Origin of the sequence: Cellulomonas biazotea (assembly GCF_004306155.1) — a bacterium.
Taxonomy (GTDB): Bacteria; Actinomycetota; Actinomycetes; order Actinomycetales; family Cellulomonadaceae; genus Cellulomonas; species Cellulomonas biazotea.
This window is the reverse complement of sequence record NZ_BIMR01000007.1, coordinates 1-14,581: the sequence shown is the minus strand read 5'-3', so window position 1 is coordinate 14,581 and position 14,581 is coordinate 1. Positions and strand designations below refer to the sequence as shown.

The window sequence follows — 14,581 nt, the reverse complement described above, 5'->3', positions numbered from 1 at the left end:
GAGAGGTGGTGAGGTGACGTGGCGACGGACGACGCGAAGGTCTACGTGATCTCGGTGGCCGCCGACCTCGCGGGCATGCACCCGCAGACCCTGCGCCAGTACGACCGCCTCGGGCTGGTCTCGCCCGGGCGCACCAGCGGGCGCGGCCGCCGCTACTCGCTGCGCGACATCGCGACGCTCCGCGAGGTGCAGCGGCTGTCCCAGGACGAGGGCGTCAACCTCGCGGGCATCAAGCGGATCCTCGAGCTCGAGGCGGAGCTCGACACCCTGCGCCGCCAGGTCGAGTACCTGCGCGCGTTCGTCGACCCGGGTCGCCGCGTCTTCACGGCCGACCCCCGCGGCGACGTCGTCGCCGTCCAGCGGCCCGGCCGCGAGGCCCGTCGTCGCCGCCCGTCCGAGCCGGCGGAGGCGGGCGCGATCGTCCTCTGGCGTCCGCGCGGCTGAGCAGCGCGGCCCCCCGACGTCGTGACCGACCTGCCGAGGTCGTGAGCCCGAGGTCACGACCTCGGCGCGACGTCACGAGCTCGGCGCACGGCTCACACGGGCGGCGGCTGCCGGACGTGCGGGGGCGAGGGATAGGGTGCGCCTGCCTGCACCGCCCGGGTGCCGCATGCTGCCGAGGAGACACCCGTGCGACGTCGCACCACCTCCGTGCTCGTGATCGCGCTCGTGGGAACGGGGGCGACACTCGCCTCCGGCCCGGCCGCGGCGGCCGACTGCGTGGCACGCGTCTACGGCCTGGTGCAGACCGTCGACGCCGACGAGGCGGCACTCGGCGGGATGACCGTCGAGCTGGTCGGCACCGGTGCCGCCGCCCACCTCGGAGTCGTGGGGTCGGCGACGACCCGCGCCGACGGCTGGTACCTCGTGGAGACCGCGTGCCTCGACGTCGACGTCGTCGTCCGCGCCTCGGACCCGAGCGGTTTCCACGGCCCGCGGTACGCGCCCTACGCCACGGACGCCGGGTCCGCCCAGGTCGCCCGGCTCGACGGCGGCCCGTCCACCATGGCCAACGTCTACCTGAGGGAACCGGGGCGGTTCGTCGCGGTCGAGCCCACCCGGGTCATCGACACGCGAGCCGACGAGGGCGGACCGGTCGGACCCGGTGAGAACGCCGCCTTCCTGTTCGACGAGCTGCCCGTGGACACGACCGCGGTCGTGCTGAACCTGACGGCGACCGAGGGCACCGCGCCGACGAGCTTCGTCTCCGCGCAGCCGACCCGGGACGCGGGCGTCCCGACGACCAGCGTCATCAACGCGACCGCGGGCCGCGACGTCGCGAACCTCGTGACGATCCCGGTGTCGAGGTGGACCGAGTCGGGCGGACCGGAGGTCGTGCTGTACAACGACGCCGGCTGGACCCACCTCGTCGCCGACATCCAGGGCTACTACGTGCCCGACCCGAGCGGCGCCGGGTTCGTTCCCGTCACCCCGGACCGGGTGCTCGACACGCGTGAGTCGACACCGGTGGGTCCGCACGGCACCCGGTCGCTCGACCTGGCGGGACCGGGTGCCCCGGCACCCGCCGACGCGGTGGCCGCGGCCATCACCGTGACGTCGACGGAGGCGACCGCCGCGACGTCGTACGTGTCGGTGTACCCGTCCGACGCCGTCGACGGCCCCGCGACGAGCGCCCTCAACGCCTACCGGGGCGACGACGTGCCCAACCTCGCGATCGTCCCTCTCGGCCCCGACGGCGCCGTGACCCTGTACAACGACCAGGGGTCGACGCACCTCGTGGTCGACGTCGTCGGGTGGTTCGTCGAGTCGGGCGGCGCCGACTACTACGCGATCGACCCGCGCCGGTCCTCCGGGTCGGGAGCGCTGCCCGGTGGGGTGTCGGCGCACTTCGACGCGGCCGGCCTCGGCGGCGACGTCCGGGACGACGCGGTCGCGATGGCCGTCAACCTCACGACCGCGGGCGCGCAGGTGCCGTCGTACCTGACGGTGCACCCGACCGGTGCGTCCCGACCGCTCGCGAGCAACGCGAACGCACGGCCGGGGGCCGACGTGGCGACGGGGGTCCTCACTGGGCTCGACCAGGGCTTCTCCGTCTACAACGACCGTGGCACCCTGCTCGCGCTGGTCGACGCGTACGGGTGGTTCGCGGTCAACGACTGACGGCGCCCGGCATCCTGGCCGACCGGTGTCGGTGGGGTAGGCGGAGTGCGCCGCGACGCGACCGTGAGGGCCCTGGCCTGTCGTGGCGCGCTGCTAGCGTGTGCGCCGACCTGGCCGAGCGTCCGGGTTCGCGAAGGGGGGCGTCGTGCGACTGAGGGGCAGGGCCGTCGTGACGGCCGCGGTGGTGGCGGCGACGTGCGCCGGGCTCGTGCCGGCGGCGGCGTCGGCAGCGGAGTGCGTCACGACGGTGCGCGGGACGGTGCGCGACTCCGTCACCGGTGCCCCGGTCCCGGGGATGACCGTCATGGTGATGGCCGCCGACGGTTCGTCGGGCGAGCCGATCTTCAACCTCAACTACGTCTACTCGGACTCGCTCGGCGGGTACGCGATCGAGGAGGGGTGCACGGGCGTCGAGAGCGTCGTCCTGGTGGACGCCGCGTTCGACGCGCCGTACGCCGGGCAGTCCTACGGGCTGCACGCGACGGACATGTCGCGCGCGACGACCTTCCCGCTCGGCGGCGGCCGCGTCGAGCAGGACGTGCTCGTCACGCCGGGCGGTCGGTTCGTCCCCGTCCAGCCCCGTCGTGCGCTCGACACCCGCACCGACCCGGGCGGCCCGCTGGGGCCGGGGCAGAGCCGGAGGTTCGCGCTCGACGGCGTGCCCGCCGACGCGACCGCGGTCGTGCTCAACCTCACCGCGACGGAGGGGAGCGCGCAGACGTCCTTCGTGTCCGCGGTGGTCGACGACGAGTCCGGTGCCCCCGGCACGCCGACGACGAGCGTGCTGAACACCGAGCGCGGCCGGGACGTCGCGAACCTCGTGACGGTCGGCATCGCACCGTCCCAGGTCACCGGCCTCGCCCGGCCCGAGGTGACGCTCTACAACAACGCGGGCACGACGCACCTCGTCGCGGACCTCGCGGGCTACTACACGCCGACCTCCGACGCGGGCTACGTGAAGATCGACGCGGTCCGGGCGTTCGACTCGCGCACCACGACGGCGCTGGGCGAGCGTGAGAGGCGTCGGGTGCCGCTGGGCGCGCTGGCGCCGGCGGGCGCGGTCGCGGCGATGGTGACGGTGACGACGACCGAGGGGACCGCGGCCACGTCGTACGTGTCGGCGTTCCCCGCCGGCGCGCAGGACGGCCCGTCGACGAGCGTCGTGAACGCGTACCGGGGCGACGACATCGCGAACCTCGCGATCGTGCCGCTCGGCGACGGCCAGGACGTCGAGCTCTACAACGACCGCGGCGACACGGACGTGATCGTCGACGTCACCGGGTGGTTCGTGCGGGGCCAGGGGTCGATGTACTTCCCGCTGGACACCCAGCGGGTGGCGGACCGGATCGCGCCGACGATCTTCCGGTCCACGAGCTTCATCCTCGACCCGGACGAGTTCGGTCTCTCCTCGTCGGCCGAGGCGGTCATGCTCAACGTGACGACCTACGGGGCGACGCGGCCGACCTACCTCAAGGTGTGGGGATACGACGAGCCCGAGCCCGCGACGAGCGCGACCAACGCCCGCCCGGGGGCCGACGTCGCCGCCGCCGCGGTGGCCGGCAGCTGGATCGTGGACATCCACAACTCGGGTGACGCGTACGGCGTCATCGACGTCACCGGGTTCTTCGCGAACCGCTGAGCGCCCGCTCCCCGACCGACCGACCGACCGACCCACGACAGGCGCCGCCAGGCCGCCGGAGGAGGAACCGTGCGACGTCGCACCGTCTCGATGCTCGTCGTCCCCGCGCTCGCCCTCGCGACCGCCGTCGCCGTCGCCGCGCCGGCTTCCGCCGTCGAGTGCACGACGCGCGAGGTGCACGGGTGGGTCTACGACGGCGACACCACTGGCGGCGGGCTGGCCGGCATGACCGTCGAGCTCGTGGGCGGCTGGGAATGGGCAGGGCTCGGCGTCGTCGCGACGGGTGTCTCGGGACCGGACGGCCATTTCTCTCTCGTCGCGCCCTGCTCCGACGCGAGCGCCACGGTGCGCGTGAGCGACCCGAGCGGCTTCTACGGGACGCGGTACGGATACGCCGACACCGACCCCGACGACGCGCCAGGCGTGTGGCTCGGCAACGCCGTCGACCTGGGGGTGTGGAGCGTCCGCATGACGAAGCCCGGCCGGTTCGTGCCGGTCGAGCCGACCCGTGTGATCGACACCCGCGAGGACGCCGAGGGACCGGTCGGGCCCGGCGAGAACGCCGTGTTCCTGCTCGACGAGCTGCCCGACAACACGTCCGCGGTCGTCCTCAACCTCACGACGACGCAGGGCAGCGCCCCGACGAGCTTCGTGTCCTGGCAGCCGTACCGGTTCGCGGGCGAGCCGTCGACGAGCGTCATCAACTCGACCGCTGGGCGTGACGTCGCGAACCTCGTGACGGTCCCGGTGTCGCGCTTCACCGAGTCCGGCAAGTACGAGCTCGTCCTCTACAACGACGCCGGGTGGACGCACCTCGTCGCGGACATCCAGGGCTACTACACGTCCGACCCGGCCGGGGCGGGCTTCGAGCCGGTGACGCCGACGCGTGTCCTCGACACGCGTGCGTCGGCGCCGGTCGGCGCGCACGGCACGCGCCGCCTCGACCTGGCCGGTCCCGGGACGCAGGCGCCCGTCGACGCGGTGGCCGCGGCCGTCACGGTGACCTCGACGGAGGCGACCGCGGCCACCTCGTACGTCTCCGCCTACCCGTCGGACGCCGTCGACGGCCCGTCGACGAGCGTCCTCAACGCGTACCGCGGCGACGACGTCCCGAACCTCGCCGTCGTCCCCCTCGGCGCCGACGGCAGCATCACGCTCTACAACGACCAGGGCTCGACGCACCTCGTCGTCGACGTCGTCGGGTGGTACGTCGCGTCGGGCGGCGCGGACTTCTACCCGGTCGTCCCGCGCCGCGCCGACGGGTCGGGCTTGCTCGGGGCGGGTGCGACCACCGGGTTCGACGGGGACGCCATCCCGGCCGTCGTGCGTGCCGACGCGACCGCGATGGCGGTCAACCTGACCACCGCGGGCACGGCGGTCCCGTCGTACCTGACCGTCCACCCGACGGGCGGCGTCCGACCGTTCACGAGCAGCGCGAACGCGCGGCCCGGGGCGGACGTCGCGACGGGTGTGCTCACGGGTCTCGGTCCGGGCTTCTCGGTGTACAACGACCGGGGCGACCTGCAGGCGCTCGTCGACGTCTACGGGTGGTTCGCCGTCAACGACTGACCGGGCCGTGACCGCGGCGCGGCAGGATGGGGGCGTGCCCACGACCCCGCCGACCGCGCTCGGGATCGACGTCGGCACGACGAACACCAAGGTCGCGCTGGTCGACCTGGCGGAGCCGCGTGTGCTCGCGGTGGCGTCGGCACGCACACCGGCGCCCGCCGACGCGGCCGACGTGCTGGCCGGCCTCGTCGCCCGCGTGCTGCGGTCCACCTCGCACCCGGGCGGGCACGTGTCGTCCGGCGTCGTGCCGTGCGCGGTCGGGGTCGCGTCGATGGCGGAGACGGGTGTACCCGTCGGCCCCGACGGGCGACCTCGCGGCGACTGGCTGCGGTGGGACGGGCAGCGCGCGGGCGCCGAGGCCGACCTGCTCGCCGCGCGGCTGGGCCGGGCCGACCTGTTCGCGGCCACCGGTGTCCGGGTCAGCGCGAAGGTCCCGCTCGCGACGTGGGAGTGGCTGCGCACGCACCGACCGGACGACCTGCACGGGGGAGCGGGCCGGTGGGCGGGCGCGGCCGACCTCGTCGGCATGCTGCTCACCGGTCGGCTCGCGACGGACCACACGCTCGCGGGCCGGACGGGCGGGTACCGTCTGGGCCGCCCCGGCGACCTGCCCACGGCGTTCGACGCGGACCTGCTCGGGGCGGTCGGCCTCACGCCCGCGCACGTCCCGGACGTCCTCGTCCCCGGGGAGCCGCTGGGCGTGGTGCTCGACGGCCCCTTCACCGCGGCGGGTCTGCGTGCGGGGACGCCGGTGGTGGTCGCGGGGCACGACCACCCGGTGGGTACCTGGGCGGCGGGCGTGCGGCGGCCCGGCCAGGCCGCGGACTCGGTCGGCACGGCCGAGGCGGTGTGCACGGTCCTCGCGGTCGACCCGGTCCCCGGGCCCGTCGCGGCGGCGGGCATGAGCCTGGTCCGGACCGTCTCGGGTGCGCACGCCGCGCTGCTCGCGGGCTCGTCGAGCGCGGGCGCTGCCGTCGCCTGGTGGCTGGAGAGCCACGGCACGGCGGACGTGGACGCCCTCATGGCGGACGTCGCCGCGCTCGGCGACGCGCCGCTCGACACGCTCGTCCTCCCGTACGTCCGGGGCCGGCAGACGCCCGCGCCCGACCCCGACGCGACACCGCAGGTCGTGGGCGACCTCGACGGCCGGTCCGCGGCCGAGGGGGCGTTCGCGCTGCTCGCCGGGCTCGCGCTGCAGGCCCGCTGGATGCTCGACGAGCAGCGCCGCCTCGCGGGCGCCGACGCCGCGACCTCGGTGGCCGTGCTCGGCGGGCCGATGTCCGCCAACGCGGCGTGGCTGCGGCTCAAGGCCCGCGTCAGCCCGTCGCCCCTGCGCCTGGTCGCGGAGGCCGAGCCGGTCGCCGCCGGGGCGGCGCTGCTCGCGGCCGAGCGCTCGGGGCTCGGGGGCGGGAGCGTCGCGGTGCTGCCGTCGTCGCCCGTGCCGGGGCGCCCGGACGGTGCCGCGTCGGACGTCGAGCACGCGCTCAGCCGCTTCGTCGCTGCGGCCCGCGGTGGCGGGCGCGGAGGGCGCGACAGGAGCGGGACGCCCTAGCCCTCTGAGTCCTCCGCCTCCTCCGCGAGGTGTGCGGACAGGCTGCGCATCGTCGCGACGACGGCGTAGCGTGCCCGCACGTCGCGGGCCGCCTCGTGCATCTCCCGGAAGTCCACCGGTCGACCGTCGCGAGACGGCCTCGGGCCGGGTGAGCGTTCAGGCGTCGACGAGCCGGGGCGGAGCCGTGGGGCGGCTCGGGGTCGCACCAGGGGCGGCCGGGAGGCGGACGGTGAAGGTCGTGCCGTGACCGGGGTCGCTCGTCACGTCGATGGTGCCGTGGTGGGCGGTGACGACGGCGTCGACGATCGCGAGCCCGAGGCCCGTGGACCCGGCGGCGCGGTTGCGGGACGCGTCGCCGCGCACGAACCGCTCGAACAGGTGGTCGCACAGCTCGGCGGGGATGCCGGGGCCGTCGTCGGCGACCTCGACCACGACGTCGTGGCCCACACGCGCGACACGGACGGTGACGGTGGTGGCCGCGGGGGTGTGCAGGCGGGCGTTGGAGAGCAGGTTCGCGAGGACCTGGCGCAGGCGGTGGTCGTCGCCGACGACCTCGGGGGCGTCGGGCTCGGTCGCGCCGTCGCCGTCGGCGCCGGTGTCGAGCGCGGACAGGTCGAGCGACCACACGTGGTCCGGGCCGGCGGCGTGCGCGTCGGTGACGGCGTCGACGGCGAGCAGCGCCAGGTCGACGGGCTCGGTCTCCAGGGGTCGTCCGGCGTCGAGGCGTGCGAGGAGCAGCATGTCCTCGACGAGCGCGGTCATGCGCTGCGACTCGGACTCGACGCGGGCCATCGCGAGCAGCGCCTCGGGGGGCAGGTCGTCGGGGAGCCGGCGGACGAGCTCGGCGTAGCCGCGGATGGAGGCGAGCGGGGTGCGCAGCTCGTGGGAGGCGTCGGCGACGAACTGGCGGACCTGCGACTCGGACGCGTGCCGCGCGGTGAGGGCGCCCTCGACGTGCCCGAGCAGCCGGTTGAGCGCGGCGCCGACCTGCCCGACCTCGGTCGCGGTGTCGGTGTCGGCCAGCGGGACGCGGTCGGCGAGGACGACCTCGCCCCGGTCGAGGGGCAGGCGCGAGACGCGTGCGGCGGTCGCCGCGACGCGGGTCAGGGGGCGCAGCTCGCGGCGGACGAGGACGAGCCCGACGGCGGCTGCGGCGAGCACGGCGAGGAGCGCGACGACGGCGGCGGTCGCGACGTAGGCGGTGATGGTGCTGGTCACGCCGGACAGCGGCATCGCGGTGACGACGACGGTCCCGTCGGGCGCGCTCGACGCGAGCACCCGGAACGCGCCGGCGTCGTCGAGGTGGACGCCGTGCACGTCGCCGTCGACGGGGACGTCGAGGAGCGTGGTCGTGGCGGTGTCGGGGAGGCGGACGAACTCGCCGTCCTCGTTCCAGTAGCCGGCGGTGACGTCGGACGCGGTGTCGCCGGGGGTGGCGACGACCGTCACGGTGCCGGTGCCCTGCCCGGGCAGGTCGGCGATCGGCGGGCGGTCGTCGCGGTCGAGCACGAGGCCGCCCGCACGCATCGCGGCGGTCCCGCCCGCGGCGCCGGGACCGTCCTGCGCCATCTGGGCCCGCCCGTGCGCGCCGCGCAGCCGGTCGTCGAGCTGCCCGACGAGAGAGCCGTGCAGCGCGACGGTCGTGACGGCGCCCATCGCGACGGCGACGACGGCGACGAGGGTCACGACGAGCGCGACGAGCCGCCGCCGCAGCGTCCAGCGGTTGCGGGGCGCGGGGCGGGTCGTGGTCACGCCGGCTTCAGCACGTAGCCGACGCCGCGCAGGGTGTGCAGCATCGGCGTGCGGCCCTTGTCGATCTTGCGGCGCAGGTAGGACACGTAGAGCTCGACGATGTTCGCCTGGCCGCCGAAGTCGTACTGCCAGACGCGGTCGAGGATCTGCGCCTTGGACAGGACGCGCTTGGGGTTGCGCATGAAGTACCGCAGCAGCTCGAACTCGGTGGCGGTGAGGCGGATGTCGTCGCCGCCGCGGGACACCTCGTGCGAGTCCTCGTCGAGGACGAGGTCGCCGACGGTGAGGACGGCCTCCTCGCGGGCGGACACGGCGCCGGCGCGGCGCAGCAGGGCGCGCAGCCGGGCGACGACCTCCTCGAGGCTGAACGGCTTGGTCACGTAGTCGTCGCCGCCCGCGGTGAGCCCGGCGATGCGGTCCTCGACGGCGTCCTTGGCGGTGAGGAACAGGACGGGGACGTGCGGGTGGGCGGTGCGGATGCGGCGCAGCACGTCGAGGCCGGTGAGGTCGGGCAGCATGACGTCGAGCACGATGACGTCAGGGCTGGACGCCTTGGCGAGCCGCACGGCGGCGTGCCCGGTGAGCGCGTGCTCGACGGTCCAGCCCTCGTAGCGCAGCGCGGTGGACAGGAGCTCGGCGAGGGTCGGCTCGTCGTCGACGACGAGGGCGCGGACGGGGGACCCGTCGGCGCGGGTGAGCGTGTCGGGGCGGCGCACGGTCGAGGTCGTCATGGTCCGAGGATGACCGCCGGACCTTGGTCGCGCCTGAACCGTTCCTGTGAATCTGCTGTGCGCGCCCCGCCGCAGTCCCCGCCCCCTGCCGGCGAACTCGGTGGAGCGCCGGGGTGGTCAGGCCAGGGGGTGCGGGCGGTCCGTGCCGGCGAGGGCGGCGGCGAGGATCGCCTCGATCGCGAACGTGGTGGACTCGGCGAGGTCGACGGTGTCGTCGAGGAGCCACTGGACCTGCAGGCCGTCCATGACGCCGATGATCGCGCTCGCGGCCTGCTCGGCGGTCGCGTCGCTGACGCCGGGGCCGCCGATCTCGCGGACGGCGTCGGCGATCTCGCCGCGCAGGACGCTGAAGCGGGACGTGACCCAGCCGCGCGCGGGGTGGTTCTCGGTGACGGACTCGCCGGTGAGGACGGTGTAGCCCTGCACGATGCCGGGACGGTCGGCGTTCATGCGCGCGGTCCGCACGAGGTGCCGGAAGAGGTCGATGCCGCCGGGGATGTGCTGGCCCTCGAGGTGCCGCACGTCCTCCTTGTCGCGGTACTCGAGGACCTCGACGAGCAGCTGCTCCTTGGACCCGAAGTGGTGCAGGACGCCGGCGTGGGTGATGCCGACCTGCTCGGCGACCTCGGCGAGCGAGCCGGTCTTGTAGCCCTTGGACCCGAAGGTGTTGGCGGCGGCGCGCAGGATCTCGGCGCGGCGCTCGGCGGTGGCCTGCCGGGGTCGGCGGGTGCGCTTGACGGGGTCCGCGGCGGTGGCCGGGGGTGCGGCCGGACCGGTGGCGGTCGGGGGAACGGCGTCGTCCATGACCGAAACCATACTGTGACCAACCCGCTTACTAACAAGTCAGTAAGTTGTGCTCTACTTCTGCTGACGGCAACGACGACGTCCGGACGGAGAACCACCCCGTGTCGACCGACACATCGGCCCCCACCAGGCCCGACGCGCCCCTCGCGGCGCTCCTCGCGCGGCTCACGACCGACGACAAGGTCGCCCTCGTCGTCGGCGCCGGCCTGTGGTCCACGACCGCGATCCCGCACATCGGGCTGCGCGCCCTGCACCTGTCCGACGGCCCCGCCGGCGTCCGCGGCGTCAGCGACGACCCGACCGAGACCGCCGCGTCGTTCCCCGCCCCCAGCGCCCTCGCCGCCACCTGGGACCTCGACCTCGCCGACGAGGTCGGCACGCTGTTCGCCGCCGAGGCCCGTCGGCACGGCGTCGACGTCGTCCTCGCCCCCCAGGTCAACCTCCAGCGGACCCCCGTCGGCGGCCGGCACTTCGAGTGCTACTCCGAGGACCCCCTGCTCACCGGAGCGATCGCCGTGCACGTCGTGCGGTCCGCGCAGGACCGCGGCGTCGGCATGTGCGTCAAGCACTTCGTCGCCAACGACTCCGAGACGCAGCGCACCACCTACCTGTCCCGCGTCGACGAGCGCACGCTCCGCGAGGTCTACCTCGCCCCCTTCGAGCGGCTCGTCCGCGACGCCCGCGCGTGGTCCGTCATGGGCGCCTACTCCGGCGTCGACGACGGCACCACCGCCGCGCCCGTCCTCGAGCACCGGCCCCTGCTCACCGGCGTCCTCAAGGACGAGTGGGGCTTCGACGGGGTCGTCGTGTCCGACTGGGTCGCGACCAACACCGTCGAGGCCGCGGCTGAGGGCGGCCTCGACCTGCAGATGCCCGGCCCCGACGGCCCCTGGGGCGACGGCCTGCTCGATGCCGTCCGCGACGGGCGCGTCAGCGAGGACCTGCTCGACGACAAGGTGCTGCGCGTCCTGCGCCTCGCGCAGCGCGTCGGGGCGATCGAGGGACTCCCCGCCGAGGGCGACCACCGCGACGAGGTCGCCGACGTCGACGTCCGCGGCACGCTGCGCACGCTCGTCGGGCGGTCGATGGTCGTCCTGCGCGACGAGGAGCACGCGCTGCCCGCCGAGCCCGCGCACGTGCACCGCGTCGCGCTGCTCGGCCCCAACGCCGTGAGCCCGTTCGTGCAGGGCGGCGGGTCCGCGTACGTCCGGCCCGAGCGGTCGTCGACGCCCGCCGACGCGCTGGCCGAGGCGTTCGGCGTCCCCGTCGACGTGCACGCCGGGGCCGTCTCCCGCGAGCGGCCCCCGCACCTCGACCTCGCCGGCCGGTGCACCACGCCCGACGGCGACGCCGGGGTGCTCGTCGAGCTGCTCGACGCCGACGGGACCGTCCTCGACGCACGCACCACCACCACGTGGGGCGGCTGGCTGCGCGACGTCCCCGCCGCCGCCGCGACCGTCCGCCTGCGCACCACCGTCCGGCTCGACGAGCCCGGCCGGCACGAGGTCGGCGTCGGGACCGTCGGGCGCCACCTCGTCGCGGTCGGCGGTCAGGTCGTCTCCACCGGCGACCGGGTCGTCGGCGCCGAGGTCATCCTCGACTCGTCCGTCAACCAGCCGGTGCCCGCGACGCTCGTCGTCGACGTCACCGAGCCGACCACCGTCGACCTCGACGCGCACGTGCAGGCGGTCCACCCCGTCGGGTACGCGTCGTTCGCGCGGGCCGAGCTCGTGCACCGCACCCCCGGGACGTCCCCCGACGAGCTGCTCGCCGCCGCCGTCGCGGCCGCCGAGGCCGCCGACCTCGCGGTCGTCGTCGTCGGCACCAACGAGGAGATCGAGTCCGAGGGCTACGACCGCACGTCGCTCGCGCTGCCAGGCACGCAGGACCAGCTCGTCAAGGCCGTCGTCGCCGCGAACCCCCGCACGGTCGTCGTCGTCAACGCCGGCGCCCCCGTGCTGCTGCCGTGGCTCGACGAGGTGCCGTGCGTCGTGTGGGCGTGGCTCGGCGGGCAGGAGTGGCCCGAGGCGCTCGCCGACGTGCTCACCGGCGTGACCGAGCCGTCGGGCCGCCTGCCGTGGACGCTGCCCGCGCACGAGGACGACGTCCCCGTCCCCGACGCGGTCCCGGTCGGCGGGGTCGTCGACTACCACGAGGGCGTGCACGTCGGGTACCGGTCGTGGCTGCGGCTCGGCCGCACGCCCGCGGCGCCGTTCGGGCACGGGCTCGGGTGGACGACGTGGGCGCACGAGTCCGCGGTCCTCGTCGAGCGGGCCGCGACGCCCGACGCGACGCCCGGCACGTCCGACGCGACGGGCGACGTCCTGCTCGACGTCACCGTCACCAACACCGGGCCCCGCGCCGGCCGCGAGGTCGTCCAGGTCTACGTCGAGCCCCCCGCCGGCACGGCCGACGGCCGCCCGGTCCGGTGGCTCGGCGGGTTCACCGTCGTGCGCGCCGCACCCGGCGAGCGCACGACCGCCCGGGTCCGCGTCGACGCCGACGCCTTCCGCACCTGGGACCCCGCAGGCCACGGCTGGGTGACCCCCGCCGGGACGTACACGCTCCGCGTCGGTCGCTCCAGCGGCGACCTGCGCCTCACGGTCGACGTCGAGGTCCCCCCGGCGCCGACCGCCCCCTGATCCCACAGCGCAGCACCGCACGACCCCACAACCAGCAGTCAGTGCAAGGAGGCACTCGTGAGAACGCGCAAGCTCGCAACGATGGTGGCCGGTCTGTCCACCGTCGCGCTGCTCGCCACCGCCTGCTCGGGCGGCGGCGGCACGTCCGACGACAGCAGCACGGGCTCCGGTGACGGCGCCGTCCTGACCGTCGGCATGCCCAACGGCCCGCAGAACGAGAACCAGAGCCCGCTCATCCCGACGGGCTCCGCGGCGAAGTCGCTCGGCTACGCGTGGGTGATCTACGAGTCGCTCATGCAGGTCAACGACGTCAACCCGCTCGAGGACCCCGAGCCGTGGCTCGCCGAGTCGGTCACCTGGAACGCCGACTACACGGAGGCGACGATCGTCCCCCGTGCGGACGTGACGTGGTCCGACGGCGAGGAGTTCACGGCGGACGACATCGCGTTCACCCTGCAGCTCCTCATCGACTACCCCGCGATCAACAACAACTTCCCCGACCAGATCGCGTCGGTCGCCTCCGCGGACGGCTCGGTGACGATCACGTTCACCGAGGGCCAGTACGTCAACCAGGTCAAGCTGCTGCAGCAGGTCATCGTGCCGGAGCACATCTGGAAGGACGTCGACCCGACGACCTACACGGACACCGAGCCCGTCGGCACCGGCCCGTACCTGCTCGACACCTGGACCCCGCAGGCCGCGACCCTCGTCCCGAACCCGACCTACTGGGGCGGCGAGCCGAAGGTCGCGAAGCTGCAGTACTCGTCGTACAACGACAACAACGCCCTCACCACGGCCCTCACGACGGGCGAGGCGCAGTGGGGCTGGACGTTCATCGCGGACTTCGAGGACGTCTACATCGCCAAGGACCCGGAGCACCACCACCAGGTCGCGGGCGGCGGCTTCGGCAGCGACATCCTGTACCTCAACAACGAGAAGAAGCCGTTCGACGACGTCGCCTTCCGCAAGGCGCTCAACATGGTCGTCGACCGCACGCAGATCTCGGCGCTCGCGGGCTCGGGCGTGTGGCCGGTCATCTCCAGCGTCACCGGCATGCCGATGCCGTCGGGCGAGGCGTACCTGGCCGACGAGTTCGCCGGCGAGGAGCTGGACGTCGACGTCGACGCCGCGAAGAAGCTGCTGACCGACGCCGGGTACACGTGGGACGGCAGCGACAAGCTCGTCGACCCCGACGGTGAGGTCGTGACGTTCGAGCTGGTCAACCCCGCAGGCTGGAACGACTACCTGACGGCCCTCGACCTCATCAAGACGGCCGCCGCCGAGCTCGGCGTCGACGCGACGGTCAACGCCGCGAACCAGGACGCCTGGTTCAACGACATCATCCCGTTCGGCAACTTCCAGGCGACGCTGCACTGGACGGACGGCGGCGCGACGCCGTGGAACATGTACGCCAACCTCATGGACGGCAACTCGTACGTGCCGCTCGGCGAGACGGCCACGTGGAACTTCGGCCGGTACAAGAACGACGCCGTCACGCAGGCGCTCAACGACTTCAAGAGCGCGTCCGACGAGGCCGCCCGCAGCGCCGCGATCGCGACCGTCCAGAAGGCGTACGTCGAGGACGTCCCGGGCCTGTACATCTGGTCCCGCCCGGCCGTCGCGCAGTACTCGACGAAGAACTACACGGGCTTCCCGACCGAGGACGACCTGTACGCGAACCCGCAGCCCACGGGTCCGCAGGCCGCCCGGATCGTCATGAACCTGGAGCCGACGCAGGACTGACCGACCCGCTCCCGGTGGTGCGGCGGCG

Annotated in this window: 10 protein-coding genes; 7 read left to right on the top strand and 3 right to left on the bottom strand. The window is 74.5% G+C overall.

Going from position 1 to position 14,581, the window contains the following annotated elements:
• Positions 1-18: 18 nt before the first annotated feature.
• The 5 genes from CBZ_RS00450 to CBZ_RS00430 all read left to right on the top strand — a co-directional run bounded on the left by CBZ_RS00450 (position 19) and on the right by CBZ_RS00430 (position 6,881).
• Positions 19-444, top strand: a complete 426-nt coding sequence (locus tag CBZ_RS00450; protein ID WP_130779659.1) for a heat shock protein transcriptional repressor HspR — start codon at positions 19-21, stop codon at positions 442-444.
• 186 nt (positions 445-630) lie between these two features.
• Positions 631-2,121 (top strand): hypothetical protein, encoded by a 1,491-nt coding sequence (locus CBZ_RS00445; RefSeq protein WP_130779658.1) that lies wholly within the window; start codon positions 631-633, stop codon positions 2,119-2,121.
• 169 nt (positions 2,122-2,290) lie between these two features.
• Positions 2,291-3,760, top strand: coding sequence for a hypothetical protein (locus CBZ_RS00440; RefSeq protein ID WP_130779657.1), 1,470 nt, complete (start codon positions 2,291-2,293; stop codon positions 3,758-3,760).
• A gap of 69 nt (positions 3,761-3,829) precedes the next feature.
• Positions 3,830-5,329, top strand: a complete 1,500-nt coding sequence (locus CBZ_RS00435; RefSeq protein WP_130779656.1) for a hypothetical protein — start codon at positions 3,830-3,832, stop codon at positions 5,327-5,329.
• A 34-nt stretch (positions 5,330-5,363) separates the two neighbouring features.
• Positions 5,364-6,881: an FGGY-family carbohydrate kinase gene (locus CBZ_RS00430; RefSeq protein WP_130779655.1), complete on the top strand. Its 1,518-nt coding sequence runs from the start codon at positions 5,364-5,366 to the stop codon at positions 6,879-6,881.
• 156 nt (positions 6,882-7,037) lie between these two features.
• Here CBZ_RS00430 and CBZ_RS00425 read toward each other — a convergent pair whose 3' ends face one another.
• The 3 genes from CBZ_RS00425 to CBZ_RS00415 all read right to left on the bottom strand — a co-directional run bounded on the left by CBZ_RS00425 (position 7,038) and on the right by CBZ_RS00415 (position 10,180).
• Complete coding sequence (locus CBZ_RS00425; protein WP_218022687.1) at positions 7,038-8,633, bottom strand: sensor histidine kinase; 1,596 nt, start codon at positions 8,631-8,633, stop codon at positions 7,038-7,040.
• The gene (locus CBZ_RS00420; protein ID WP_130779654.1) at positions 8,630-9,364 is read right to left on the bottom strand and encodes a response regulator transcription factor; all 735 of its coding nucleotides are present in this window, start codon (positions 9,362-9,364) and stop codon (positions 8,630-8,632) included. The genes CBZ_RS00425 and CBZ_RS00420 overlap by 4 nt, the downstream gene beginning before the upstream one ends.
• Before the next feature lie 117 nt (positions 9,365-9,481).
• A complete protein-coding gene (locus CBZ_RS00415) occupies positions 9,482-10,180 on the bottom strand; it encodes a TetR/AcrR family transcriptional regulator (protein ID WP_130779653.1) in 699 nt (232 codons plus the stop codon).
• A gap of 89 nt (positions 10,181-10,269) precedes the next feature.
• Between CBZ_RS00415 and CBZ_RS00410 the strand changes: the two genes are divergently transcribed.
• The gene (locus CBZ_RS00410; RefSeq protein WP_130779652.1) at positions 10,270-12,810 is read left to right on the top strand and encodes a beta-d-glucosidase; all 2,541 of its coding nucleotides are present in this window, start codon (positions 10,270-10,272) and stop codon (positions 12,808-12,810) included.
• A 57-nt stretch (positions 12,811-12,867) separates the two neighbouring features.
• Positions 12,868-14,553 carry an ABC transporter substrate-binding protein gene (locus CBZ_RS00405; RefSeq protein WP_130779651.1) on the top strand — a complete coding sequence of 562 codons (1,686 nt, stop codon included), beginning with the start codon at positions 12,868-12,870 and terminating at the stop codon, positions 14,551-14,553.
• The last annotated feature ends 28 nt before the right edge of the window (positions 14,554-14,581 follow it).